This is a genomic window from Corynebacterium sp. 2571A (assembly GCF_055700935.1).
The window spans coordinates 285,727-311,401 of the sequence record NZ_JASTTE010000003.1; the positions used below are offsets into that span (position 1 = coordinate 285,727).

A 25,675-nucleotide genomic window follows, 5' to 3' on the forward strand; every position below is an offset into this window, starting at 1 on the left:
CCTTGTTCCTTGTGGCGGCCTCTCGCGGCTTTGCTCTCGCGACTTTGCTCTCTCGGCTGGCCCCCGTGTCAGCCGCTGCTCCAGGGTGGGTCCCAGGTGACTGTGCCGTGTCTTCGGTTGACTCTTCCGTGTCTGGGGTAGGCCGGGTCGTCGTCGTTCCAGGAGTTGTGGAACTCGCACAACAGTGTCAGGTTTTCTTGGTTGGTTTCTCCGCCGCCTGCCCAGGGGTGGATGTGGTGGACCTGGCACTCAGCCGCCGGCTTCCTACAGTTCGGCCAGGCACACCGGGTGGTCTCGGCTTTGGCCATGTCCTTCTGTTTGGGTGAGGCATGGCGTTGGTAGCGGTATTGGTTGACCGGGCCACGCCTCGGGTCCACCAGGGTGGCCAGGCCGGCATCCAGCAGGCATTGGCGGACGTAGTCGGCACCGGTCATGGTGGTGCCGTTGCTCAGCTGCAAGGTGATGTCATCCCCGTCGCCGGCTAGGATGCGCACCCAGTCGGGAAGGGAGATGACCACGTGGGTGGTCTTGGGTTGTTTTTCTAGGCCGCCGCTGAACAAGGCTTCGACGTCGGGGATGGTCTTGATTGATGCCCAGAGGTTTTCTACCAGCTGTGGGTCCCCGGTAATGGAGAAGGTGCTGGGTCCGTCTTTGCGGCGGGTCACGCGCACGCCTTCGGCGGGTGGGGCCGGGCGGTTGAGCTCCAGGACTTTTTGGTTGGCTAGGCGGCGGAGTTGTTTGGTGGTGCCGGGGGTGTTGCACAGTTCGATGAGCATGGCCCAGGCGTCGCCCTGGTGGCGTACCCGGCGGAAGGCGTTGTCCAGTACCAAGAGGGTGTCGAGGTGGTGGCCGGATTCGGCGGCGGCTCGGCGGGCGGCGGCTTGCTTGCGCGTATAGGACGTTTTCCCGAAGAAGGTTTGGCACGCGCGAAAGTGCGCGGCGGCGGCGACGTCGGACATGACAGCCTTCAAAGCGGGCAGGCTGAGCTGGCGGCACAGGTCCAGGTAGCTGATCCCGTCCGCGAAGATGGCGTGCGCTGCTGTGAGTGTGTCCATGGCTGTCGTTGTCATGACTCACACGCTAGAAGCCCCTGACAACCCCTACAAGGGCCGAAGACCCGATCTGTGGATAACTCGGGGCAATATAACCGCCCTGCGCAAACTATCCACAGGCCGAAAACGGCCGTTTTTGCGGCGCCACCTGCCCAAAGGCCGAAAAATGGAGCAATGTGCCCAAGTAGGCATCGTTAGGCATAATTAGGGACACAAAGGCCCCCGCACCAGGCGGGGACTGTGGAAAACTACGGTCTAGGCGCCGTGGGACGGCGTTTCGTTAGTGTCCAACTGCGCGCGGTGGGAACGCACCGGCTCCCAAGCGACGTGGTGGCGCATGTCGGTTGTGCGCTGGTCGCGGGACCGGTAGACCACGTACGGGCGCGTGACATAACCGACGGGCGCGGAGAAGGCGTGCACCAGGCGGGTAAAAGGCCAGACGGCAATGATGGTAAAGCCCGCCAAGACGTGAACCTTGAACTGCCACGGCACGTCAGCCATCAGCTCGGGCTGGATGTTAAAGATGAGAAGGTTGCGCAGCCAGGGCGCGATGGTCTCGCGGTAGTCGTAGCCGTGCGTGCCGCCCAAGTCGAAAAGCTGCAGCGTAAAAGTCGCGATGGAGCCGGACAACAGGGCCAGCCCCAACAGGACGTACATGACCTTGTCGGACGTGGAGGTCGACAGAAAGACGGAACGGTTGACCACGCGGCGGTAGACCAGCCCAGCAAACCCCAGTAGAACGGCGACCGCGGCCAGCGAGCCGGGGATGGTGGCGATCCAGTGGTAGACGTGGTCGCTGATGCCGACGGCGCGGGTCCAGGACTTGGGCATCGCTAGCCCCATAAGGTGGCCGATGATGACGAAGACCATGCCCCAGTGGAACAGCGGAGAGGACAGGCGCAGCAGCTTGGACTCGTAGATCTGGGTGGAATGGGTGGTCCACCCGAACTGGTCGGAGCGCCAACGCCAGAAGATGCCGACGACGAACGCGGCTATCGCGAGCCAGGGGAATGCTCCCCAAAGAAAGTTGTTGAAAGTATCCATGGAAAGTCCTTAGACCGTATTCGGCTGAGCGGTAGGGAAGGGCAGATCCGCAATCCCGACCATCTCAGCGGGTGGGCCGGTGCGAATGAGATCGACGTACTTTTGGGCGGTGTCCGGGTCGACCTTGGGCAAGGACTTGCACAAGGCCGTCACCGGGCTTAGGTAGGGCGAGTTGACGTGGCTGAGGGCCGCGCGCAGCACCTCGATGCCCTCCCGGTAGCTGGCCACCATCTCTACGGCGCTGTCGTGGTCCTCGCTCAGCGCGAGGGCTTCCAAGACGACGCAGAGGTGGTCGGGCAGCTCCTCGTCGCTAACGACGAAGCCCAGGGCCTCAAGCTGCTGGCGGAAGGACAGGATGGCCATGCCGCGCTGCCGGGTGTCGCCGACCGCGTAATAGGACAGGAAAAGCGAGCAGCGGCGCCGCTGGTCGAAGGTCTCGACGTAGTGCTCCTCCATCCCGCGCAGCCCGGCGGCACGGGCCCAGGTGGCGAAGTCCACGAAATCGGTGGCGATGGCCAGCGGCAGCTGATCCAGTTGCTCCTCGACGGTCTCGAGGCGCTGCAGGAAATCCGGCTGCGGGTAGTTGAGCAGCACCGAGACCGCCATGGCGATAATGCGGCGCTGGTCGACCGAGACCTTCACTGGGGCGATGAACTCGTCGGGGAGCTTGCCGGTGTGGGTCCGGATGGCGCGCTCGACGTCCTTGGCGCCGCCGCCGCTACCGATGCCGGCTGGGGTGCCGAATCCGGCCACGGCATCGTCGGCCGGGGGCCGGCTGGGGGTGCGGCGGGCGAGTTTTTCAAAGATATTCATGGCTGGCCTCGCTTAATTCCTCGGCGGGAACATGGAATCGGGACGGTCCCCGGTCCAGGACAGGAGGGAGACCTTGCCGCTGGGCGCGCTGCCGTGGGTGCAGGCTTCCGGCGCCCCCATGCCCAGGTCTTGGAACGTGTCGTTCAGGTTGCGGGCCGGGTCGACGCCGCCGAAGGGATCCAGCGAGCTGATGCCGCGCGGGGTCTCGGGGGAGGCGGTGGGGATGACGTAGCGGTCGTCGTACTTGGCGATGGAGAGCAGGCGGTACATCTCCTGCATCGTGCGCCCGTCCATGCCGACCGCCTGCGCGATTTCCTCCTGCGGCTCGTTGCCCAGGTTGATGTCGCGCATATACGAGCGCATGGCCACCAGCCGGCGCAGAGCCTTTTCTACCGGGACCGGGTCGCCGGCGGTAAACAGCCCCGCCAGGTAGTCCAGCGGGATGCGCATGCGCGACAGGGCGGTGAACAGGATCTTGTGGTCCTCGCCGTCGTTGCCGGAGGCGGTGACCTGGTCGACGATGGGCGAAAGCGGCGGGATGTACCAGACCATGGGCAGGGTGCGGTATTCCGGGTGCAGCGGCAGCGCGACCCCGTACTTGAAGATGAGGTCGTAGATGGGGGAGTTCTGCGCCGCGTCAATCCAGGAGTGCGGGATGCCCTCGCGCTGGGCGGCCTTGACGACCTCGGGGTCGTGCGGGTCGAGCATCACCGACTTCTGGGCCTCCAGGAGGTCCTGCGGGTCCTCGGTGGCGGCGGCTTCGGCGACGCGGTCGGCGTCGTAGAGGATGACGCCCAGGTAACGCAGGCGGCCCACGCAGGTCTCCGAGCACACCGTGGGCTGGCCGACCTCGATGCGCGGGTAGCACAGCGTGCACTTTTCGGCCTTGCCCGTCTTGTGGTTGAAGTAGACCTTCTTGTAAGGGCAGCCGGAGACACACATGCGCCAGCCGCGGCAGGCGTCTTGGTCGACCAGCACGATGCCGTCCTCGGTGCGCTTGTACATCGCGCCGGACGGGCAGGAGGACACGCACGTCGGGTTCATGCAGTGCTCGCAGATGCGCGGCAGGTAGAACATGAACGTGTCTTCGATCTCTTTCTTCACGTCCAGGTTCATCTCGTGCAGGACCGGGTCGTTGTCCATGGTGGCAGTCGACCCGCCCAGGTTGTCGTCCCAGTTGGAGGACCACTCGACCTTCTCGATGGGGCGGCCGTCGATCTGGGAGACCGGCTTGGCCGTCGGCTGGGTCTTCTGCCCGGCCTTAGCGCCCATCAGGTCCTCGTACTGGTAGCTCCACGGCTCGTAGTAGTCCTGGATGGTCGGCAGGTTAGGGTTGTGGAACAGGGTCGCCAGCTTCTTGAGCCGGCCGCCGGCCTTGGGCTTGAGCTTGCCGGAACTGGTGCGTTCCCAGCCGCCCTTCCACTTCTCCTGGTCCTCCCAGCCACGCGGGTAACCGACGCCGGGCTTGGTTTCGACGTTGTTGAACCAGATGTACTCGGTGCCTTCACGGTTGGTCCATGCCTGCTTACAGGTCACGGAACAGGTGTGGCAGCCGATGCACTTGTCGAGGTTCATGATCATTGAGATCTGAGCCATGACCTTCATTAGTAAGACACCTCCTGGGAACGGCGGCGGACGCGGGTGACCTCGTCGCGGTTATTGCCGGTGGGCCCGATGTAGTTGAAGTGGTAGGTAAGTTGGCCGTAGCCGCCCGCGATGTGGACCGGTTTGATGGAAATGCGTGTCAGCGAGTTGTGGGTGCCGCCGCGGCGGCCGGTGTGCTCGTTGAGCGGGGTGCCGACGGTGCGCTCCTGCGCGTGGTTGCACAGCATGGTGCCCTCCGGGATGCGGTGGGAGACGATGGCGCGGGCGCTGACGACGCCGTTGCGGTTGTAGACCTCGACCCACTCGTTGTCCTTAACGCCAATCTTTTCGGCGTCCTTGTCGGACATCCAGACCACCTGGCCACCGCGGGAGATGGACAAAACGTGCAGGTTGTCAAAGTACTGCGAGTGGATGGACCACTTGTTGTGGGTGGTCAGGTAGCGCAGGGTGACCTCTGCCTCGCCGCGCTCGTTGCTCAGCGTCTGGCCGGGGGCGTGCTCGCCGTGCAGGTGGACGTGGTCCAGCGGCGGGCGGAACACAGGCAGGGATTCGCCGTAGTCCATGAACCAGTCGTGGTCGAGGTAGTAGTGCATCCGGCCCGTGAGCGTGTGCCAGGGCTTGTCGAACTCGACGTTGATGGAAAAAGCCGTGTACCGGCGCTTGTTGCGCTTGTCGGCGGTCCACTCCGGTGAGGTGATGACCTCGGTGGGGCGCTCCTTGATGGAGTCCCAGGTGATGTGGACATCGGCATCGGACGCGCCCAGCGGGGTGAGATCCTTGCCGGTGCGCGAGGACAGGAACTCGAAGCCCTGCTGCGCCAACTCGCCGTTGGAGACGCCGGACAGGTGCAGGATGGCGTCGATGACCTTGGTGTCCTTGGTTAGATCGATGAGCTCGCCCTGGGAGGTCTGCGAGGTGCCGCAGATGAGCTCGAGTTCCTTGACCTGCTTTTCCACGTTGAACTTGGTGCCGTGCACGCCGGTGCCGGCCTTAGCGGGCAGCGGGCCGAGGTGCGCCCACTTTTCGTAGATGCGCGTGTAGTCGCGCTCGACGACGTGCAGCTTCGGCATCGTCACGCCCGGGACCAGCCCGACCTCGTCGATGTCCGGGACGATTCCGTTGGGCATGCCCAGCTCGTCCGGGGTGTCATGGTGGCTCGGCTGCGTGATGACGTCGCGCTGGGTGCCCAGCCACTTGACGGCCTTGTCGGACAGCGCGGCGGCCAAGTCCTGGAAGACCTCGAAGTCGGTGCGCGCCTCCCACGGCGGGTTGATGGCCGCGTTGAAGGAGTGCAGGTAAGGGTGCATGTCGGTCGAGGACATGTCGTGCTTTTCGTACCAGGTAGCGGCCGGCAGCACGATGTCGGAGACCAGCGTGGTCGAGGTGTTGCGGAAGTCCGTGGTCAGCATCAGGTCGAGCTTCCCCTCGGGGGCCTTATCGACCCATTTGATGGTGCGTGGGCGCTGCTCCGGGGAAAGTTCTTCGGCGGTGGCATCCGAGTCGATGCCCAGCAGGTGGCGGAGGAAAAACTCCGTGCCCTTAGCCGAGGAGCCCAGCAGGTTGGTGCGCCAGTTGAGCAGGATGCGCGGCCAGTTCTCTTCTGCCGAGGGGTTGTCGTAGGCAAACTCCAGGTCGCCCTTGTGCAGCTGCTGGACCACGTAGTCGTTGATGTCCAGGCCGGCGGCGTCCGCCTCGTCGGCTAGCAGCAGGCAATTGCGGTTGAACTGCGGGTACGCCGGCATCCAGCCGCGGCGCATGGCCTCGGACATGGTGTCGGAGACCATCTTGTCGCCGATGGCCCCGCGGCTGGCCAGCGGGGAGCCCAGCTGGGAGGCGCGCGAGTTGTCGTAGCGGTACTGCTCGGTGGCGAAGTAGTAGAAGCCGGTGGAAATCATGTGGCGCGGGGGACGCTGCCAGTCGGTGGCCATGGCCCACTGGGTCCAGCCGTTGACAGGGCGCAGCTTTTCCTGGCCGACGTAGTGCGCCCAGCCGCCGCCGTTGACGCCCTGGGTGCCGCACATCGAGGTCAGCGCCAGGAAGGTGCGGTAGATGTTGTCGGCGTGGAAATAGTGGTTCACGCCCGCGCCCATGATGATCTGGGAGCGGCCCTGCGAGTCTGCGGCGTTCTGGGCGAATTCCCGGCCGATGCGGGTGGCCGCGGCGGCGGGGACACCGGTAAGTTCCTCCTGCCAGGCCGGGGTGCCGACCTCGCTGGCGTCGTCGAAGCCGGTCGGCCAGCTACCCGGCAGGTTCAGGTCCTCGCGCGGGACGCCGTAGTGGGCGAGCATGATGTCAAAGACGGTGGTGACCAGCTTGCCGTTGACCTCGCGCACGGGCACGCCGCGGTGGACCACACCGGCGCCGACCGGCTTGCCGGTGCCGATATCCGCCGGGTCGGTATCCAGGTCGAAGCGCGGGAAGAGGACCTCGGCGGTGGAGAAGGAATCAGTCTCCGCCACCGACATGACGGGGTCGACGCCGTCCAAGGAGAGGTTCCACTTGGCGGAATCCATGTCCCAGCGGTCGGCGACGGTGCCGCCCGGATCGACCACGCGGCCGTTTTCTTCCATGACGAGGCCACGGTGCGTGGCGTTGGGGCTGTCGGCCAAGGAGGCATCGTTAGTCTGGGAGGCCGTGAAGAACTTTCCGGGGGTGTAGGTCCCGTCTTCGCGCTGGTCGAGGGAGACCAGGAACGGCGCGTCGGTGTACTTGCGCATGTAGTTCAGGAAGTACGGCTCTTGACGGTCGACGTGGAAGGTCTTGAGGATGACGTGGCCCATGGCAAAGGCCAAGGCAGCGTCGGTGCCGGGCTCGATGCGGGCCCATTCGTCGGCGAACTTGGTGTTGTCGGCGAAGTCGGGGGAGACCACGACGACCTTGGTGCCCTTGTAGCGGGCCTCGACCATGAAGTGGGCGTCCGGGGTGCGCGTGACGGGGATGTTGGAACCCCACATCATCAGGTAGGAGGAGTTGTACCAGTCGCCGGACTCGGGGACGTCGGTTTGGTCGCCGAAGGTCTGCGGGGAGGCCGGCGGCAGGTCCGCGTACCAGTCGTAGAAGGACAGAGCGACGCCGCCGATCATCTGCAGGAAGCGGCTGCCGGCGCCGTAGGAGACCTGGCTCATCGCCGGGATGACCGTGAAGCCGTTGATGCGGTCGGGCCCGTACTTGCGGATGGTGTAGACGTGCGCGGCCGAGGCCATGTCGATGGCTTCCTCGTAGGAGATGCGGATTAGTCCGCCCTTGCCGCGCTGGGAGATATACGCCCGTCGCTTGTCCGGATCTTCCTGGATGGCCTTCCAAGCAAGCACCGAGTCGCCGTGCTTGTGCTTTTCCTCGCGGAACATGTCCACCAAAACGCCGCGGGCGTAGGGGTAGCGCACGCGGGTCGGGGAGTAGGTGTACCAGGAAAAGGAGGCGCCGCGGGGGCAGCCGCGGGGCTCGTACTCCGGGGTGTCGGGGCCCGTGGTGGGGTAGTCGACGGCCTGGGACTCCCAGGTGATGACGCCGTCTTTGACGTAGACCTTCCAGGAACAGGAGCCGGTGCAGTTGACACCGTGGGTGGAGCGGACCATCTTGTCGAAGGCCCAGCGGTTGCGGTAGAAGACGTCGGCCTGCCGGCCGCCTTGCAAGAAGACCTGTTGGCCGGAGGCAGAGGCCTCGCCGCGGCGCAGGTAGGCGCCCAGTTTAAATAGAGGGTTGAGCTTTCCGTTTTCGGGAGCGGGGACTTGAGTAGTCATGGGGGTAAAACTCTCTGTTGGGTGCGGGGTTTAGCCGGGGTACGGGGCGTTCGGGCGGGCATAGAAGACCCAGACCAGGACCGTGGTGATGGCGAAGTAGACCACACAGCCCCAGAAGAAGGCGGCCATGGGCATAGCCGACAGGAGCATGCCGACGACGAACGGGCCGAAGGCGCCGATGGCGCCGGTCCAGCCGACCACGCCGCCTGCCTGGCGCGGCGGGAGGATCATCGGCATCTGCTTGAAGGTGCCGGCGTTAGCCAGGCCGGTGAAGAAGAACATGATGAGCATGCCGGCCAAGAACCACCAGAACTGGTCCGGGGAATCCGGGTTCAAAAACAGCGCGGAGAACGCGGTGAAGATGGTCATGCCCAGGCAGCCGATGAAGGTCCAGATGGCGCCGCCGAACTTGTCGCAGAGCGGGCCCCACAGCGCGCGCACGAGGGCGCCGAGCAGGGGGCCGATGAAGGCGAAGGCCGCGCCGCGGGGCAGGTCGTCGGGGTTCATGACCTCGGCGAACTTGGAGGTCTGGCCGTACAGGTCGTTGATCATCAGGGCGAACTGGGCGGCGAAGCCGGAGAAGGCGCCGAAGCTCATCAGGTAGACGACGGTCAGCACCCAGGTGTTGATGTTGCCGAAGATGTCGATCTGCTGGCGGAAATTCGCCTTGACCGGGACGTCCTTGAGCAGCGTCCAGGCCAGCACGGCCATGACGATGGTCCACGGCACGAAGAAGATGGCCGGGGAGTGGACGAAGATGGCGGTCTGGTCGGGCAGGCGCTGCGGGGCGACGAAGCCGATGCCGATGAGGCTGAAGCCCATCAGCCACGGGGCGACCAGCTGGATGAAGGAGATACCGAAGTTGCCCAGGCCGGCCTGCAGGCCGAGCGCGGTGCCGGACATCCGCTTCGGGAAGAAGTAGCCGGTGGATGGCATGAGGCCGGAGAATACGCCGCCGCCGATGCCGGAGGCGAAGGAGATGGCGAGCAGCTCAGCGAAGGAGGCGTCGGGGCGTTGGACGACCGAGAACCAGCCGAACATGGGCAGCAGGAACAGCAGCGCGGAGAAGGTGACCAGCTTGCGGGTGCCCAGCACCGGCGGCAGGAACATGAAGACCAGGCGGAAAAGACCGCACGCCAGGCCCGAGACCGCGGTGAGCGCGTAGAGCTGTCCGGAGCTCAAGTCGAAGCCGATCTCGTTCAGGATGGGGGCGATGGCGGAGACCAGGTACCACGCGGCGAAGCCGATGAACAGGGTGGTCGTCGAAATAATGAGCGTGCGCCAGGCAATCTTGGAGTCCCAGTGGTCGGGATCTTCTGGATCCCAGCCCTGGATGACTTTGCCTGAGGTGTCTAGCTGAGTCATGGGGTGTCCTCAAAACATCTCGAAGGAATAGCTGAATATCAATCTATCGAGTATTAGACTCAGAAGAGTAATTTGTACGGAAAATTCTGGGTTTATTTAGGGAACGTTAATGTTGCGCATTTCCTTGCCCTCTGGTTCGCGCTGCGTAGGCCGCTGAGGGTTGCCTAAGCAGGGAAAATAAACCACACAGTGATATTTCTCACGGGTGTAGTAGAGGAGGTGGCCGAATGGGACACCAGGAGGCACCAATGCCTGAGTTGAAGGCCGCAGTAATCGTCGCGTCAAACCGCATCAAGGAGGGCACCAAGCCCAACAAGGCCGGTCAGCGTGCGGTGGAGCTATTGACCAACCACGGCGTGGAGGTCACGCAAAAGCAGTGCTTAAACGAGGGCGCCGCGAATTTGCGGCCTGCGCTGAGCCAGGTAATCGAGGCGGGCACCGACGTGGTGCTGGTCATCGGCGCGACGGGGATTTCCCGCGACAACGACACCCCGGAGGTCACGGAAGAATTCATCGCGGCCCGCATGTGGGGCCTAGAGACCCAGGTGCTCCTGGAGGGCCTGAAGAACTCACCTAGGGCCGGCCTGTGCCGCGGGATTATCGGTGTCACCTCGTGCCCGCCGGGGACCTTGCTGGTCAATTCCGCCTCCTCGGTCGGGGCGGTCGGGGACACCTTAGCGGTGGTGCTGCCCCTGCTGAAGGACATTTTTCGCGAATGCCGCTAGCTCCTGGGGCGTGTCGTAGTCGTGCTCGGCGCCGGTGCCGGGGACCTCGATAAGCCGGGAGTCGCGGCGCGCCTGGCGCAGCAGCCGGCGGGCGGAGGCGTTGTGCACGCTCGGCAGCTGGCCGAGCGCGCGGCGGAGGTGGTCGGCCTTCCACAGCGAGCACAGCGGCTGCAGGAAGCCGTCGGCGCTGCGGACGATGGCGGCGTCGGCATCGTTGGCATGGAGTGCCTGCCAGAGGGCGGGGAGAAGCTGGGCGGAATCGGGGGCATCGACGCTCAGTACGGCGATATAGTCGCTGTGCAGGGCCCGTGCGCCGCGCGCGATGCCGGCGACCGGGCCGCCGAAGAGCGGGTTCTCGCAGACCTGCGGCAGGCCCAGCGGGTAGGGGGAGACAACTATGCGCTCGCAGTGGTAGGGCAGCTGGCCCAGCACGCGGTCGACCAGGCGCTGGCCGGCAACGCGCAGGCTCGCCTTGTCGACTCCGCCCATGCGACGCCCGCGGCCGCCGGCCAAGACGAGCGCGCCGAGCTGGCCGGGGAGGGGATAAGCAGGCTGGGCCATAGCCTAAGCCTCCGGCAGGGTGCGGGACCAGTCGCCGGAGCGCCCGCCGGACTTGGCGACGATTCCGGCACGGCGGATGAAGGCGGAACGGTCCACGCCCTTGACCATGTCGATAACCGCCAGCGCGGCGACGTTCACCGCGGTCAGGGCCTCCATCTCCACGCCGGTGCGGTCCGCGGTGCGCACGGTGGCCGAAATCGCCACGCAGTCGTCTTTAAGCTCGAGGTCGACGCGGCAGCCGTGCACGCCGATGGTGTGCGCCAGCGGCAGCAGCTCCGGGACCTTCTTGGCCGCCGCGATGCCGGCCACGCGCGCCACGGCCAGCACATCGCCCTTGGGCACGGTGCCGTCGCGCAGCGCGTCCATGACCTCCCGCGAGCAGGCCACCTCGCCCTCGGCGGTGGCGGTGCGCACCGTCGGCTTCTTCTCGGTCACGTCGACCATGTAGGCCTCGCCGGCGTGGTTGAGATGCGTAAACTCCATTGCTCGTCCTTTCTTTAAAAGCTGCTAAAAACGGGTCTAAAACCAGGTGATCTCGACTGTATCGCCTGCCCTCGGCCCGGCGGCGTGGGCGGCAAGGCCCACCATCCCGGCAGTACCCGCCAGGTTGGCCACCATGTGGGAGCCCAGCCGCCGCCCGTTGAAGGGAAAGGCGGCGGGCGGGTTGTCCGCGTAGTCCACCCGGACCGGCAGCCAGACGGGGCGGTCCCGGGTATCCGGGAAGTCCTCGCCGGCCCGGACTATCCCGCGGCGGCTAAGGCCCGGGTGCGGATCGCCGCGCAGGGCGCGCAGCGCGGGGGCGACGTAGAGGTGGAAGGAGACGAAGGTCGCCACCGGGTTGCCGGGAAGAGAAACCATCGGCGTCGAGCCCCAGACGCTTATTCCCTGCGGGGCGCCGGGCTTTTGGTCGACGTCGCCGAACCAGGCATCGCGGGCGTGGGCCTGGGCGCTGGTGTGGACGATGTCGAAGGCCCCGGCCGAGACCCCGCCGCTGGTGATGATGAGGTCGTGGGTGTGTGCCGCCTGATGAGCCAGGGCGACGAAGGAATCGGCACGGCCTTCGGCGCCGTCGCTGTCCCCAGCGTGCAGGTGCGTCAGCTCGACGGGCCCGGAGTCCCGCACGAGCTGGGCCAGCATGGGCCGGTTGGAATCCGGGATCTGGCCAGGTTGCAGCGGCTGGGCACCGCCGTCGCCCAGGCTCACGAGCTCGTCGCCGGTGGAAATCACCGCCACCCGCGGCGTACGGTGCACGGGCAGTGTGGTCAGCCCCGCGGAGTGGCAGGCGGCGATGACCCCGGGATCCACGCGGGACCCGGCACGGACGGCCGTGTCCCCGACGGCGAGGTTATCGCCGGCCCGGCGGATGTGGGCGCGGGCGGGATCGGCACCGCGGATGGTCACGGTTTCGGGCAGCGGGGTCGGCCCGGCGGGGATATTGGTCAGCTCCACGGGCACGACCACGAGCTCCGGATCGAGGGGATCGGCGACGGGCGCGCCGGTCATGATCCGCACCGCCGTACCGGCGGGCACCTCCTGGGGCGCGCTGCCGGCCGGCACGTCGCCTGCTACCGGCAGCGTGGCCGAGCCGGAGCCCAGGTCGGCGCGGTGGACCAGGAAGCCGTCCATGGCCGAGTTGTGGAAGGCGGGCACGGGGATGCGGCAGGTGGCATCGGCGGCGCAATACTGGCCGCTGGTCAGCTCGCTCAGCGGCGTGTCCACGGCCGGGAGGGGCTGGACGAGGCTGAGGACGCGCGCGAGGTGGTCGGCGACGGAGCACGATGAAGAATGGTGCATAACGGGTTCTAGCTTAAGCTGGCTACCCGCCGATGGCGGACATCGGCCGGTCCGGCTGCAGGAAGCCCTCGTCGTTGACGCCGTGGCCGGGCAGCTTGGCCCACATCTCGCCGGCCCAGGCGGCCATGAGTTCCTCGTCGGAAGCGCCCTGGCGCATCAGATCACGCAGGGAGGTCTCCGAGTTGCCGAAGAGGCAGTTGCGCACCGCGCCGTCGGTGGTCAGGCGGGTGCGGTCGCAGTCGCCGCAGAAGGGGTGGCTGACCGAGGCGATGATCCCCAGCTTGCCGCGCGTGCCGTCCGGGCAGGTCGCCTCCCACAGCGCGGCGGGGGCCGAGCCGCGCGGGGCGCGGGCCGGGCGCAGGTCGAACGCGGCTTTCAGGCGGTCGAGGATGTCGTCCGCGGTGACCATGGTGGAGCGGTCCCACTGCTCGCGCGGGCCCAGCGGCATCTGCTCGATAAAGCGCAGCTGCGCGCCCTTGTGCAGGGCGAAGTCGGCCAGCTCGACGATGTCGCCGTCGTTGATGCCGGGCATGACCACGGCGTTGATCTTGACGGGGTGGAGGCCGGCGGCCAGGGTGGCATCGATGGCCGCGAAGACGGAATCGAGCCGGTCGCGGCGGGTCAGCTCGGCGTAAGCCGCGTGGTTGATGGTGTCCAGCGAGATGTTGACCCGGTCCAGGCCGGCGGCCTTGAGCTTTCCGATGCGCTTGTCCAGGCCCAGCCCATTCGTCGTCAGCGCCGTGCTGGGGGCGTGGCCTTCGTCGGTGCGCAGCTTTTTGGTGGCCGCGATGATTTCTGCCAGGGACTTGCGCAGCAGCGGCTCGCCGCCGGTGAAACGGACCTGCCGGATGCCGAGGCGCTCGACGGCCAGGCGGATAAGGCGGATGGTTTCTGCGTCGTCGAGCTTGTGCTGGTTGGGCATCCAGTCCAGGCCCTCGGCGGGCATGCAGTAGGTGCACCGCAGGTTGCAGCGGTCGGTCAGGGATACCCGCAGGTCTCGGGCGACGCGACCGTATTTGTCCACCAAGGCCCGGTTGCCGTGGGCGTCGGCGGCAGGCAGGTCCGCGGCGGCCTGCGGGCGGCCGGCTACGCGCGGGGTGGGTAGCAGCACCTTCGGGGCGGAAGAACGGTCAGTCATATTCTCCCAACTCTATGCGTTGTGCGGACAGGACTACTAACCACAACGGCGCGGCCTGGTCAGCTATTCCTTTCCGAGGGCGCGGGCCTAGGTCAGCGGCTGGTCCGGATCCAGGGTGGCGTTGTCATCTATCTGGTTGGCCTCGCCCGGGCCGGCCAGGCGGATGATGTTGTATTCGCCCTCGGCCAGGTGGGAGCGCAGGTCCTTTTTGTCGAACTTGCCCACCGACGTCTTGTCGATGCTCTTGATGAAGGTCCAGTACTCCGGCAGCATCCAGCCGGGTAGCTCGGAGCGCAGGTTCTCCCGGAGGCTCTCGGCGGTCTCGATGGTCGGGTCGATGTCGTGCTGGAGGACGGTCACGGCCAGCGGGCGCTCGCCCCATTGCTTGTCGGGGTAGCCGATGACCGCGGCCTCGATGACCCGGTCGTCGGCCATGATGAGGTTTTCCAGCTGGACGGAGTAGATCCACTCGCCGCCGGAGCGGATGACGTCGCGGGCGCGGTCTTCGATGGTGAGGAAGCCGTCCTTGGTCACCGAGCCCACGTCGCCGGTGCGCAGCCAGCCGTCGGCGGTGAACTTGCTGGCCGCGTCCTCGGTGCGCTTGCCGCGGAACTGGGAGGCCGCCCCGCCTTCCTCCGCGGCGGGCGAGTGGTAGTAGGACTCCGTAACCAGGTTGCCGCGGACCTGGATCTCACCGGCGTTGCGGTCGGTCTTGGAGACCACCTGGCCGTCGTTGACCACGCGGTATTCCAGGCTGGTGGGGAAGCGGCCCTGGGAGATCCGGTAGCCCCAGCGGGAATTGCCGCTAGCGCCCTGCGGCGGGCGCGCCACGGTGCCCACAGTGGTGGTTTCCACCATGCCCCACACGTGCACCACGTCGACGCCGAAGCGCTCCTCCCAGACCTTGATCACCTGCGGCGGGACCGGGGAGCCGCCGGCGTAAATCTCGGTCAGCGACATGCGCTCCGGCGGGTGGTGGAGGTAGTGGACGAAGAGCTGGATCCAGATGGTCGGCACGCCGTGCGCCACGCGCGGGTGGGTGGAGGCAATGAGCTTGGCCAGGGTGGGCGCGGAGACATCCGAGTCCGGCAGGATTAGCGGCGTGCCCGTCATGAAGGCGGCGAAAGGCACGCCCCAGGACAACACGTGGTAGATGGGAATGCAGCACAGGAAGGACTCGCCGTGCGTAATCGCCAGGCTGTCCGTGGTGCGCAGCAGCATGGAGGCCAAGTAGATGGAGCGGTGCGAGTAGACCACGCCCTTGGGCGCGCCGGTCGTGCCGGTGGAATAACACAGCGCCGCGGCCGCGGACTCGTCTAGGACCGGCCAGTCATAGCGGGTCGATTGCCCGTCCAACAGGGCCTCGTAGGAATAGACCTCCACGCCGCGGGGGAAATAGGGGCTCAAGTGGCTCACCCGGCCCGGGCCCGTGAAGACGACCGCGCGGACGGTGGTGGTCCCGGCCAGGACCGCGCCCAGCTGCTGGGCCAAGCGCGGATCGGCGACGATGACCTCGATCTCCGCGTGGTTGACAATGTGCCGGATCTGGTCGTTCATCAGCTGCTTGTTCAGCGGGGTAAAGACCGCGCCCTTGCAGGCCACGGCGAACATGACCTCGAGGTGCTCCGCGCAGTTCCACAGGAAAGAGCCGACGCGCTCGTCGCCGGTAATCCCCAGCTCGTCGTGTAGCACGTGGGCGAAGGCCGCCGCGCGCGCCCCGATGTCCGCGAAGGTGCATTCCTCGGCCGCCCCGGCGCCGTCGGGGGCGTGCTCGCCGTGCCACGTGGTGACCTTGGTCTGGCTGTGGACGGTGGCGCCCTGCTCCAAGATACGGGAGATATTGAGCGGGACTTCCTGCATGGTGGAGTGCATGGTCACTATGATAGCCACCTCCTTGCGCCCCGGGGCGGGCCCGGTACCGAAGTACCCGAAATCTTGCGCTATACTGTCTGGGACTGGCTGAGCTGCTTGAGCGTTTGAGCTACGTGAGCTGCCCTAAGTTGAACAGTAAAGCACATGTGCTCGGGCCTGCTCGTGCAGTCGAGATGCGTTGTCCCTGGGCCTGACCCCGCAGAATGGGTCAAACCACAGCCCGCGCGCTTTCTGGGTGAGTACCTCAAAACGCCGTGCACACCGCGCAAGGTTTAAGGCCGGCCCGCAGGGGGACGACGTGGTTCCTGCCGAAGAAGGGAAACTCGGTCCCACGCGGACCACTCGGGCTCCCTTCCGGTCCCAACCGGCGCTGCGCGCCCTCGAGGTTGCTCGAGGTCCACGACAGTTAGCAGCGGGATACCCAGGTAGGCTAGCCAGAGTTTTATCTTTTAATTACACAGTCATTTCCAGAGTGCCTAGCCGGCGGACCCAAATACTTGGGAAAACCGGCCCGGTAACACGCGGCACGACCGCCCGACCGGGCACGCTGGGCACCCAGAATCATCCGCTGGGAAAAGCGACGAAAGGACTTCCGTGAGCGATACGGAGAATATCTCGCCTCAAGAACTGGCATCCCTGAAGCTGCCGCAGCTGCGCGAAATTGCGGCCCAGAAGGGCCTGCGCGGTATCAGCGCTCTCCGCAAGGGCGCTCTCATCGAGGCAATCACCACCGGTAAGAAGCCGGCCGCCGCCAAGGCCGCGCCGAAGTCGGCAGACAAGGCGGACAAGCCCGCTAAGCAGGCACCGGAACAAACCCCGGCCGCGCAGGCTGACGATGCCCCGCAGCGCGACGGTCGCCGCCCGCAGGGCCGCGACGACAAGCAGAGCGACGAAAAGCACGACGACGGCGAGAAGAACGCCGACAAGAACAACGGCCACAACGGCAACAACGGCAATGACGAGCCGCGCTACGAGTCCCGCGCGCAGGCCCGCCGGGCCCGCCGCAACCGCGCGCGCCGGGGTGGGCGCGACGACCACGACGGCAACAACCAGGACCAGGGCCGCGACAACCGCGATAACCGCGACAATCGCGACAACCAGGATGAGTCCCGTAACGGAAACAACCACGGCAACAACAACGGCGGCAACAACAACCGCCGGAACAACGGCGACGATGACGAGCGCGGCGGGCGCCGCGGGCGTCGCAACCGCCGCAACCGCCGGAACCGTGGCGGCGGCAACGACAACCGCGGGGGCGGCAACGACCTGCAGATTCGCGAGGGCGATGAGCTGCAGGCCGTCGGCGGCATCCTCGAGGTAGTCGACAACAACGTCGCCTTCCTGCGCACCACCGGCTACCGCGCTGCGAACTCGGACGTCTTCGTCAACCAGAACCTGGTCCGCCGCCTGGGGCTGCGCTCCGGCGACGCCGTGACCGGCCAGGTCAAGGTCGCCGGCGCCACGCACACCCACGGCAACGGCCGCAACCGCCGCAAGTACAACCAGCTGGTGCGGGTCGATACCGTCAACGGGATGGACCCGGAAGAGGCCAAGCAGCGCCCGGACTTTGCCAAGCTGACCCCGCTGTATCCGAATCAGCGGCTGCGCCTGGAGACCGACCCGAAGGTCCTGACCACCCGTGTTATCGACCTGATTATGCCGATCGGTAAGGGCCAGCGCGCCCTGATCGTCTCCCCGCCGAAGGCCGGTAAGACGACCATCCTGCAGAACATCGCCAACGCGATCTCCATCAACAACCCGGAGTGCTACCTCATGGTGGTGCTCGTCGACGAGCGCCCCGAAGAGGTCACCGACATGCAGCGCTCGGTCAACGGCGAGGTGATTGCCTCCACGTTCGACCGCCCGCCGTCAGAACACACCTCGGTCGCCGAGCTGGCCATCGAGCGCGCCAAGCGCCTGGTGGAGCAGGGCAAGGACGTCGTCGTGCTGCTGGACTCCATCACCCGCCTGGGCCGCGCGTACAACAACTCGTCCCCGGCCTCCGGGCGCATCCTGTCCGGCGGTGTTGACTCCAACGCTCTCTACCCGCCGAAGCGCTTCCTGGGCGCGGCCCGCAACATCGAAAACGGCGGCTCGCTGACCATTATCGCCACGGCCATGGTGGAAACCGGCTCGACCGGCGACAACGTCATCTTCGAGGAATTCAAGGGCACGGGCAACGCCGAGCTGAAGCTGGACCGCTCCATCTCCGAGCGCCGCGTCTTCCCGGCCGTCGACGTCAACCCGTCGGGTACCCGCAAGGACGAGCTACTGCTCGTGCCGGAGGAGCTGCGCATCATGACCAAGCTGCGGCGCATCCTCGCGGCCCTGGACTCCCACCAGGCCATCGACTTGCTTATCAAGCAGTTGAAGAAGACCAAGTCCAACGGCGAATTCCTCATGGGCGTGGCGCAGTCCGCGCCGATGGTCGCTGACAAGGACGAGGAGGATTACAAGTAATGGCTAGCCAAGTTTCGCTGGTCGACGACATCGTCTCCGAGTACCAGGGTCTGGAAATGCAGATGGCCGACCCGGAGGTGGCCGGCGACCAGAACCAGTTCCGGAAGTTGTCCAAGCGCTACGCCGAGCTGCGGCCCATCATCCAGGTCAACGACGAGCTCAACCAGGCTCGCGCTGACCTCGAGGACGCGAAGGAGATGGCCTACGAGGACCACGACTTCCAGGCCGAGGCCGATCGCTTGGAGGGCGAGGTCGTCGAGCTGGAAGAAAAGCTCGCTGACCTGTTGGCCCCGCGCGACGAGCACGACGCCGAGGACATCATCATGGAGATCAAGGCCGGCGCCGGCGGGGAAGAGGCCGCGCTTTTTGCCGGCGACTTGGCCCGCATGTACGAGCGCTACGCCGACAAGACGGGCTTTAGCTGGGAGGTGCTCGGCCTCAACGAGTCCGACCTGGGTGGCGTGAAGGACATGACCATCTCCTTCAAGTCGAAGAACCCGTCCCGCGACGGCGCGTGGTCCGTCTTCAAGTTCGAGGGCGGCGTCCACCGCGTCCAGCGCGTGCCGGTGACCGAGTCCCAGGGCCGCATCCAGACCTCGGCGGCCGGCGTGCTGGTCTACCCGGAGCCGGACGAGGTCGAGTCGGTCAACATCGATGAGAAGGACATCCGCGTCGACGTCTACCGTTCCTCCGGTAAGGGCGGTCAGGGTGTGAACACCACGGACTCCGCCGTGCGCATCACGCACCTGCCCACCGGGCTCATCGTCACCTGCCAGAAGGAACGCTCCCAGATCCAGAACAAGGCGCGCGCCCTGCAGGTGCTGCAGGCCCGCCTGGATCAGATGGAGCGCGAGGCCCGCGAGGCCGAGGACGCCGAGCAGCGCGCCTCCCAGGTCCGCACCATGGACCGTTCCGAGCGAATCCGTACCTACAACTGGCCGGAAAACCGCATCACGGACCACCGGATCGGCTACAAGGCCAACAACCTGGACTCCGTGTTGGACGGCGATATGGGAGATCTTATCACCGCCCTGCAGAACCAGGAGCGCGCAATGCGCCTCGAGGCCGAAGGCTAGAAGTGGCCCCCGGCACGTACGCGCGCCTGCTCCGGGAAACCACCCGGCGGCTGTCGGCGGCCGGCGTGGCCTCCCCGGAGTTCGACGCCCGCCTGCTGCTGAGCCACCTCATCGGATGCGGGCACATGGATATCCCGCTTAATGAGCCGACGATGCCCGGCTTCGAGCTCGCCCTCGAGCCGCTCGTTCGCCGCCGGGAGCAGCGCGAGCCCTTGCAGCACATCGTGGGCACCGCGCCTTTCGGCCCGCTCGATCTCGCGGTGGGCCCGGGGGTGTTCATCCCGCGCCCGGAAACGGAAGTCCTGGCCGACTGGGCCAAAGGCAAGGCTGAGGGCTTGATTAAGCGGGGTAATAATTCCCGCCTAACGATCCTCGACCTGTGCACCGGCTCGGGCGCCCTGGCGGCCTACCTGGCCTTTTACCTTGCGCCCGCCGCCCGCGTCGTGGCGGTGGAGAGGTCGCCCAAGGCCGCGGAGTATGCCGCGCGCAACTTCGCCGACTTGGGGCTGCAGGTGGAACTCGTCGAGGGCGACGCCTGCGACCCGGGCCTCCTGCCGGAGCTGGACGGGCGCGTCGACGTGCTGGTGACCAACCCGCCCTACGTGCCGGAGTCGCCGGACTTGGCCCCGGAGGTCTACCACGACCCGGCCGAGGCGGTCTTCGCCGGAGCGGATGGCATGGACGTCATCCGGGCCATGGCAAGCAACCTCACGCGCTGGCTGGCACCCGGCGCGTGGCTCGGTATCGAGCACGACGATGCAACCTCCGCGGCCGTGCAGAGCGTCCTTCGGGGCACCGGCGCCTTTAGTACAGTAGAACCAATGCTCGATCTCGCCGGCACCGCCCGCTTCGTGCGCGCGCAGCGGGAAGAGTAGGGTTAAAGCTCCAATAACCAGAGAACTTAAGCGTTTTTCGTGGGAGAAGTTGATGCAAGGCAAAATCTATAGTTGCGCTGATGAAGCGGGGCGTGCGGATGGTATCGCCGCGGCGACTAGGGCTGCGAAGTCCGGGCGCCTGGTGGTGCTGCCGACGGATACCCTCTACGGCATCGGCTGCGACGCCTTCGACAACGACGCGGTAGCCAACCTGCTGGCCGCCAAGCACCGCGGGCCGGACATGCCGGTGCCGGTGCTCATCGGCTCCTGGGACACCATCCAGGGCCTCGTTGCCACGTATTCCGACCAGGCGAAGCTCCTGGTCGAGGCCTTCTGGCCGGGCGGGCTGTCCATCGTCGTGCCGCAGGCGCCGAGCCTGCCGTGGAACCTGGGGGACACCCGGGGCACGGTCATGCTGCGCATGCCGCTGCACCCGATTGCCATCGAGCTGCTCCGCGCGGTCGGCCCGATGGCGGTATCCAGCGCCAATATCTCCGGCCACCAGCCGCCGACCACGGCGATTGCCGCCAAGCAGCAGCTGGGCAAGTCGGTTTCGGTCTACCTGGACGGCGGCGAAACCGCCATCGGCAAGCCGTCGACCATCATTGATCTAGCCGCGCCGCAGCCCTACCTGCTGCGGGAGGGCGCCATCTCGGCCGAGCAGATCTCCGAGGTCATCGGCGTCTCCGCCGAGGCGCTGCGGACCCGCCCGGGAGCCTGATGCTAGGCGGAGCCGGGGTGCCGCTGCGCGAAATCGGACTCGTTATCCTCGTCGCGGCGATTATCACCTACCTGACCACCGGGATCGTGCGTTCGGTGCTGGTCCGCAGCGGCCAGGTCGCCGAGGTGCGCCTGCGCGACAGCCACTCCCAGCCCACGCCCCAGCTGGGCGGGCTGGCCATGTACACCGGGTTTATCTCGGCGGTCTTCTTCGCCGCCCAGCTGCCGGCCCTGACCCGCGGCTTCATGCCGGTGACCCCGGAGATGACCGCGGTCATCTGGGCTTCCACCGCCATCGTCCTGGTCGGGATCGTCGACGACTTGGTCGAGCTGTCCGCGCTGGTAAAGCTGGCCGGGCAGTTGGTGGCCGCCACGTTGCTCTCGGCGTTGGGGCTGACCTGGTCGCTGCTGTTCGTCCCGTTTGGCGGCGGCACCACGCTGTTGCTGGACCAGTTCCAGTCCTCGTTGGTGACCATCTTCATCGCGGTCCTGCTGGTCAACGCCATTAACTTCGTCGACGGGCTGGACGGCCTGGCCGCCGGGCTGGGCCTCATCGCCGGCGGGGCCATCCTGATCTTTTCGCTCACCGTCTTGCACGACCAGGGTGGGGCGGTCTCGGCGTACCCGCCGGCCATCATCGCGGCCGGCCTGGTGGGCATGTGCGCGGGTTTCCTGCCGCACAACTTCGAGCCCTCCCGCATCTTCATGGGCGATAGCGGTTCGATGCTCATCGGCCTGCTGCTGGCGGCGGCCTCGACGTCCGTTTCGGGCAAGATCAACATGTCGCTCTACGGCGGCGCCGACATGGTGGCGGTCCTCTCGCCGCTCATCGTGGTCGTCGCCGCGGTCTTCATCCCGGTGCTGGACCTAGTCTGGGCGGTTATCCGCCGCCTGTCGCAGGGGCGCTCGCCGTTCTCGGCCGACAAGGCCCACATTCACCACCGCTTGCTGTCGCTGGGGCACACGCACCGCCGCACCGTGCTGGTGCTCTACCTGTGGGTCTCGGCCGTCGCCTTCGGGGCGGTGAGTTTCTCGGTCGTGCCGGTGCCCGTGGCGGCTGGGGCCACGGCCGTGGCCATCGTGATGGCCGCCGTCGCGACCCTCATCCCGCTGCGCGCCGGCAAGATCGGCCGCGTGCCAGCCTCGGCAGATCAGCCGGGCTAGTAGCTCCACCCGTACAACCTGTAGGATCCGTATTCGTGTCTGAAAGCTTTGATTCCACGCAAACTAACCCGAACGGCGGGGCGCCGCGCTCCGAGTTCGACGACCACCGCCGGCCGATGGTGCGCGCGGTGCGTTTCGGCTCCATGGCGCTGGCGGTCGTGACCGTGCTCTCGCTGGTCGGCTGGGGCTGGGCCAAGGACCTGCCCGGCATCTGGGGCGTGCTCCTCGGCGCGGTCATCGGCGGAGGCTTCGTCCTGCTGACCGCGTTTTCGGTGCTCGTGACCGCCAACTCCAGCCCGTCGACCACCATGGCGGTCGTTCTCGGCGGCTGGTTGGTCAAGGTTGTTCTCTTGATTATTGTCCTGTTGGCCGTCCGCGGCATGGACTTCTACGACGACGTCGCGCTCTTCGTGACCGTCATCTTGGCACTCATCATCGTGCTCGGCACCGAGGTGTGGGGGATTATCACCTCTCGGGTGACCTACGTGTCTTAAAACGCGTGGGCCAATGCGTCGGCCTTTGCGGGTCTGTGAATCTGGCGCCCGGGAAGTAATGCTTCCCGGGCGCTTTGTCGTGCCGGGCCAAACGAGAGGGGCCCGTGTCGGGGCTTCGGGGGTGTGTTTAGCAGGTATTTGTCACCCCCGCGGGGGATCACAGCATAAGGCTGTGATTAACCTTACCCGCCTGGGTTTTCAGTGGGAACGGGCAGTTTTGGGGCGAGAGTGGAGCAATTGTTCGGGTTTCCTGCCAGCTACTTGCACAAACTGGCCCCCCGCGTGCGAAATTTCAGTAACAAGCTGCTAGAATTTCCTGCGGGTTACCGCGGATCTAGGGTCCGCAGTCTGTGAGTGACGGACTGCTACGCCTTATAGTCCGTTGCGGTGAATCCCTGCTGCAGCATCGCTGATGTGCGACGGAGTCCGTTGTTGCGGCAGAGAGTTTGAGACGTCCATCGCACCGTATGAATTCGACACTCATACGGCCCGAACACGGGAGAGAACGCTGAGCGTTACAACATTGGCCATGAAGGGAAGCTTTCACGCACCCGAACTGGATCCAGAATTTTTCCCGGGGCAATATTACGGCCATATCCTTTTTGCGGATACACCGTTCGCGCTGGATCGCTTGATGCTGGTCCGCCTGCTCATGGCGGCCATCTTGGTGATCCTGTTTGTAGTCGCCTTCCGGAACCCGAAGCTGGTTCCGAAGGGTTTGCAGAACGTTGCGGAATACGGGCTGGATTTCGTCCGCGTTCACATCGCAGAAGACATCCTGGGGAAGAAGGAAGGCCGTCGGTTCCTGCCGATTTTGGCCTCCATCTTCTTCGGCATTCTGTTTTGGAACGTCTCGACAATCATCCCAGGCCTGAATATTTCGGCGAATGCCCGTATCGGCATGCCCATCGTGCTGGCCATCGTGGCGTATATCGCGATGATTTACGCCGGTGCGAAGCGCTATGGCTTCGGCAAGTTCCTGAAGTCGTCGGTGGTTATTCCTAACCTGCCGCCGGCTCTGCACTTGCTGGTTGTGCCGATCGAGTTCTTCTCGACGTTCATCTTGCGTCCTGTCACGCTGGCCTTGCGTCTTATGGCGAACTTCCTGGCCGGCCACATCATCTTGGTCCTGCTTTACTCCGCTACCAACTTCTTCTTCTGGCAGCTGAATGGCTGGACCGCGATGTCTGGTGTGACTCTGATTGCAGCGGTTTTGTTCACCGTATACGAGATCATCATCATCTTCCTGCAGGCGTACATCTTCGCCCTGCTGACCGCCGTATACATCGAACTGTCACTGCACGCAGACTCGCATTAAACACGCGCGAACGACGCGGCCAACTGAATAACCCCACATCAAACCACCACCGCCTTCGCCGGCAAAGCGCTGGCGGGGAAACATTCGAAAGGGAACGACTTTCACATGAACGACATCATCTTGGCTCAGGCAGCAGAGTCCTCGATCCACGGTCTTGGCGCCATCGGCTACGGCATCGCCACCATCGGCCCGGGCCTGGGCATCGGCATCCTCGTCGGCAAGACCGTCGAGGGCATGGCACGTCAGCCGGAGATGGCAGGCCAGCTGCGTACCACCATGTTCCTGGGTATCGCCTTCGTTGAGGCCCTGGCCCTGATCGGCCTCGTCGCTGGCTTCCTGTTCTAAAAGCGCGCGTTTTACACACAAACCCCTTTTAAGACTGGAGACTTATGAACAACGTCTTTTACTACCTTGCGGCGGAGGGCGAGGAGCTGCCTATGGAGGGCGGCAACTCCATCCTCCTGCCCAAGCTCTATGACATCGTCTGGTCTCTGATCCCGTTCATCATCATCCTCTTGGTCTTTTGGAAGTTCGTTCTTCCCAAGTTCCAGGAGCTGTTGCAAGAGCGTGAGGACCGGATTGAGGGTGGCCTGAAGCGCGCCGAGGCCCAGCAGGCCGAGGCCAAGGCAGCCCTCGAGAAGTACAACGCGCAGTTGGCAGATGCCCGTGCAGAGGCAGCCGAGATCCGCGAGCAGGCGCGCGAGCGCGGCAAGCAGATCGAGGCCGAAGCCAAGGAGAAGGCCGAGGAGGAGTCCCGCCGCATTATCGCCAATGGCGAAAAGCAGCTGCAGGCTTCCCGTACCCAGGTCATCTCCGATCTGCGTTCCGACATCGGACAAAACTCCATCAACCTGGCTGAGAAGCTGTTGGGCGGCGAGCTTTCTGACTCCGCCAAGCAGTCTTCCACCATTGATAACTTCTTGTCCGAGCTCGACACTGTGGCACCGGCCGGAAAGTAGGAGGCTATGAAGGCAGCTAGCCGCGAAGCACTCGCCGGTGTGGAGTCGACCCTGGACAAGATCCTGGGCGAGTCCACCGCCGTAGCGGTTGCCGCTCAAACCGGCCTCGAACTCTTCGAAGTTGTTGACGTGCTGGACGGGGAGCGCGAACTGCGCGCCGACCTGTCCGACGCCGCGGCTTCGGAAGACACCCGCAAGAAGCTGGTCGCTGACCTCTTCGGCGGCAAGGTGGCCCCCAGCACCCAGCAGGTGCTGGAAGCGGCTGCCTCCGCCAAGTGGTCTTCGGGCCGGGACCTGGTTCGGGGCCTGGTGGCCCTGGGCCGGCGTTCCCTTCTGCGCGGCGCAGAGTCCGAGGGGAAGCTCGGCCAGGTGGAAGACGAGCTCTTCCGCCTGTCGCGCATCCTGGACCGCGAGGGCGAGCTGACCCAGCTGCTTTCCGACCGCACTGCCAAGTCCGCCAAGAAGCGCGGGCTGTTGGCTAACGTGCTCTACGGCAAGGTCACGATGTTCACTGAGGCGCTCGCGCTGCAGGCCATCGGACGCCCGGAGCAGAACCCGATCGACGACGTTGCCAATCTGGCGTCGCTCGCAGCCAAGCTGCAGGGACGCGAGGTCGCACACGTGGTCAGCGCGGGTGAGTTGAACGAAGGCCAGCAGGCAGTACTCGCTGAGAAGCTGGGCAAGATTTATGGTCGTGCGATGTCCATCCACTCTGAGGTTGACACCAGCCTCCTCGGTGGCATGACTATTCGTGTCGGCGACGAGGTCATCGACGGTTCCACAGCGGGCAAGATTGCCCGCCTGCGCACCGCGATGGCCAAGTAAAGTCGTTGACGGTCACTACGTGAAGACTACGACACAAACTTTAAGTAATTGCTGGACGATACTACCGAGAGTAGG

At 65.6% G+C, this 25,675-nt stretch carries 22 protein-coding genes; 11 read left to right on the forward strand and 11 right to left on the reverse strand.

Features of this window, described 5'->3' with window-relative positions:
* Positions 1–68 precede the first annotated feature (68 nt).
* From QQS53_RS07740 to QQS53_RS07765, 6 genes are all read right to left on the reverse strand, one after another.
* Positions 69–1,070: an HNH endonuclease signature motif containing protein gene (locus tag QQS53_RS07740; RefSeq protein WP_472775288.1), complete on the reverse strand. Its 1,002-nt coding sequence runs from the start codon at positions 1,068–1,070 to the stop codon at positions 69–71.
* Positions 1,071–1,307: 237 nt separating this feature from the next.
* Complete coding sequence (gene narI / locus QQS53_RS07745) at positions 1,308–2,096, reverse strand: respiratory nitrate reductase subunit gamma (RefSeq protein WP_472775289.1); 789 nt, start codon at positions 2,094–2,096, stop codon at positions 1,308–1,310.
* 9 nt (positions 2,097–2,105) lie between these two features.
* Positions 2,106–2,909, reverse strand: a complete 804-nt coding sequence (narJ, locus tag QQS53_RS07750) for a nitrate reductase molybdenum cofactor assembly chaperone (RefSeq protein ID WP_472775290.1) — start codon at positions 2,907–2,909, stop codon at positions 2,106–2,108.
* Positions 2,910–2,921: 12 nt separating this feature from the next.
* Positions 2,922–4,514, reverse strand: a complete 1,593-nt coding sequence (gene narH, locus QQS53_RS07755; protein ID WP_472775291.1) for a nitrate reductase subunit beta — start codon at positions 4,512–4,514, stop codon at positions 2,922–2,924.
* The gene (locus QQS53_RS07760; RefSeq protein ID WP_472775292.1) at positions 4,514–8,254 is read right to left on the reverse strand and encodes a nitrate reductase subunit alpha; all 3,741 of its coding nucleotides are present in this window, start codon (positions 8,252–8,254) and stop codon (positions 4,514–4,516) included. Before QQS53_RS07760 ends, narH begins: the two co-directional genes overlap by 1 nt.
* A gap of 30 nt (positions 8,255–8,284) precedes the next feature.
* Positions 8,285–9,619: an MFS transporter gene (locus tag QQS53_RS07765; protein ID WP_472775293.1), complete on the reverse strand. Its 1,335-nt coding sequence runs from the start codon at positions 9,617–9,619 to the stop codon at positions 8,285–8,287.
* A gap of 248 nt (positions 9,620–9,867) precedes the next feature.
* Here QQS53_RS07765 and QQS53_RS07770 point away from each other — a divergent pair, with 248 nt between their 5' ends.
* Positions 9,868–10,344, forward strand: a complete 477-nt coding sequence (locus QQS53_RS07770; RefSeq protein WP_472775294.1) for a molybdopterin-binding protein — start codon at positions 9,868–9,870, stop codon at positions 10,342–10,344.
* Here the strand turns inward: QQS53_RS07770 and mobA are convergent.
* From mobA to QQS53_RS07795, 5 genes are all read right to left on the reverse strand, one after another.
* On the reverse strand, positions 10,294–10,905 hold the full coding sequence (gene mobA / locus QQS53_RS07775; RefSeq protein ID WP_472775295.1) for a molybdenum cofactor guanylyltransferase: 612 nt from the start codon (positions 10,903–10,905) through the stop codon (positions 10,294–10,296). The two genes, QQS53_RS07770 and mobA, sit on opposite strands and share 51 nt — an antisense overlap.
* Before the next feature lie 3 nt (positions 10,906–10,908).
* Positions 10,909–11,388, reverse strand: a complete 480-nt coding sequence (moaC, locus tag QQS53_RS07780; protein WP_472775296.1) for a cyclic pyranopterin monophosphate synthase MoaC — start codon at positions 11,386–11,388, stop codon at positions 10,909–10,911.
* A 36-nt stretch (positions 11,389–11,424) separates the two neighbouring features.
* Positions 11,425–12,699 (reverse strand): molybdopterin molybdotransferase MoeA, encoded by a 1,275-nt coding sequence (locus QQS53_RS07785; protein WP_472775297.1) that lies wholly within the window; start codon positions 12,697–12,699, stop codon positions 11,425–11,427.
* 22 nt (positions 12,700–12,721) lie between these two features.
* A complete protein-coding gene (moaA, locus tag QQS53_RS07790) occupies positions 12,722–13,837 on the reverse strand; it encodes a GTP 3',8-cyclase MoaA (RefSeq protein WP_472775298.1) in 1,116 nt (371 codons plus the stop codon).
* Positions 13,838–13,924: 87 nt separating this feature from the next.
* Positions 13,925–15,709 (reverse strand): long-chain fatty-acid--CoA ligase, encoded by a 1,785-nt coding sequence (locus tag QQS53_RS07795; protein WP_368534147.1) that lies wholly within the window; start codon positions 15,707–15,709, stop codon positions 13,925–13,927.
* Positions 15,710–16,303: 594 nt separating this feature from the next.
* Between QQS53_RS07795 and rho the strand changes: the two genes are divergently transcribed.
* The 10 genes from rho (at position 16,304) to QQS53_RS07845 (ending at position 25,600) form a co-directional block, all read left to right on the forward strand.
* Positions 16,304–18,169 carry a transcription termination factor Rho gene (rho, locus tag QQS53_RS07800; RefSeq protein WP_472775299.1) on the forward strand — a complete coding sequence of 622 codons (1,866 nt, stop codon included), beginning with the start codon at positions 16,304–16,306 and terminating at the stop codon, positions 18,167–18,169.
* The gene (gene prfA / locus QQS53_RS07805) at positions 18,169–19,245 is read left to right on the forward strand and encodes a peptide chain release factor 1 (protein ID WP_472775300.1); all 1,077 of its coding nucleotides are present in this window, start codon (positions 18,169–18,171) and stop codon (positions 19,243–19,245) included. Before rho ends, prfA begins: the two co-directional genes overlap by 1 nt.
* A gap of 2 nt (positions 19,246–19,247) precedes the next feature.
* Entirely contained in the window at positions 19,248–20,120 is an 873-nt protein-coding gene (gene prmC, locus QQS53_RS07810; RefSeq protein ID WP_472775301.1) for a peptide chain release factor N(5)-glutamine methyltransferase, read from the forward strand.
* 52 nt (positions 20,121–20,172) lie between these two features.
* Positions 20,173–20,841, forward strand: coding sequence for an L-threonylcarbamoyladenylate synthase (locus QQS53_RS07815; protein ID WP_472775302.1), 669 nt, complete (start codon positions 20,173–20,175; stop codon positions 20,839–20,841).
* On the forward strand, positions 20,841–22,004 hold the full coding sequence (locus QQS53_RS07820) for a glycosyltransferase family 4 protein (RefSeq protein WP_472775303.1): 1,164 nt from the start codon (positions 20,841–20,843) through the stop codon (positions 22,002–22,004). The genes QQS53_RS07815 and QQS53_RS07820 overlap by 1 nt, the downstream gene beginning before the upstream one ends.
* A 116-nt stretch (positions 22,005–22,120) precedes the next feature.
* Entirely contained in the window at positions 22,121–22,498 is a 378-nt protein-coding gene (locus tag QQS53_RS07825; RefSeq protein WP_472775466.1) for a hypothetical protein, read from the forward strand.
* 529 nt (positions 22,499–23,027) lie between these two features.
* Entirely contained in the window at positions 23,028–23,816 is a 789-nt protein-coding gene (gene atpB, locus QQS53_RS07830) for a F0F1 ATP synthase subunit A (RefSeq protein ID WP_290225883.1), read from the forward strand.
* A 105-nt stretch (positions 23,817–23,921) separates the two neighbouring features.
* The gene (locus tag QQS53_RS07835; RefSeq protein ID WP_290225885.1) at positions 23,922–24,161 is read left to right on the forward strand and encodes an ATP synthase F0 subunit C; all 240 of its coding nucleotides are present in this window, start codon (positions 23,922–23,924) and stop codon (positions 24,159–24,161) included.
* Positions 24,162–24,205: 44 nt separating this feature from the next.
* Positions 24,206–24,775 (forward strand): F0F1 ATP synthase subunit B, encoded by a 570-nt coding sequence (locus QQS53_RS07840; protein ID WP_368519677.1) that lies wholly within the window; start codon positions 24,206–24,208, stop codon positions 24,773–24,775.
* Positions 24,776–24,781: 6 nt separating this feature from the next.
* A complete protein-coding gene (locus tag QQS53_RS07845; protein ID WP_472775304.1) occupies positions 24,782–25,600 on the forward strand; it encodes a F0F1 ATP synthase subunit delta in 819 nt (272 codons plus the stop codon).
* Positions 25,601–25,675 lie beyond the last annotated feature (75 nt).